The organism is Solibacillus isronensis (assembly GCF_023715405.1).
Taxonomy (GTDB): domain Bacteria; phylum Bacillota; class Bacilli; order Bacillales_A; family Planococcaceae; genus Solibacillus; species Solibacillus isronensis_B.
The window spans coordinates 1-616 of the sequence record NZ_JAMBOC010000020.1 but is presented as its reverse complement, the minus strand read 5'-3'; the positions used below and the strand labels follow the sequence as shown (position 1 = coordinate 616).

At 57.1% G+C, this 616-nt stretch carries 1 protein-coding gene; it reads right to left on the bottom strand.

Annotated features, from left to right (window positions below):
- Nucleotides 1-616 (bottom strand): fimbrial protein (locus tag M3166_RS18980; protein ID WP_251691795.1); only part of this gene is annotated, 616 nt, incomplete at both ends.

The following is a 616-nucleotide window of genomic DNA, read 5'->3' as shown; positions in this document are numbered from 1 at the left end:
ATTCGGGACCGTACGCGATGGGGGTCATCGAGTTTTCACGGAAAATTTGCAGCCCGAACCCGGTCGCTGTCGACCCGGGCGAAAGGCTGAGCACGTTCGACGTGTTAGAACGATCGCTCGCATCGGTCAAGGTCGCGTGCACAGCCAGCGTGGTATCGCACTTCAGGCCAACGGCGAACGACGAAGAGACCGCCGAGGTCGCGCCGACCTCTTTGAAGTCGTACGTAATAACTCTTGGCAGATTCACATTCTGCCCTTCGCCCGATGTGACTTTGCAGCCTTGTGCGGTTACTGTGACCGGTACACTAGCCATGGGAATAGAGGCGCTTAGCACAGTGCCGCTACCATCGACAATGGTGTAGCGTCCGACGTTCAGGGCCGGAACCCTGTAACTGCCAGTACTCAAACGCCCGGTCGCCACTAGAACGACTTTTACTGTGATTGGCGTCAGGGACGACTGGGGGCTTGCCATACTGCCGTACGAGACGTCGATTCCCCCCTCTTTGACGCCCGCTTCTGGACCAAAAATACTTCTAACTATCATCGCGTACCCGATGCCGGGTACGCCGGTCTCCCAAACGTCCGATATTAGCCCGTTCGACACATAGTGAATGCC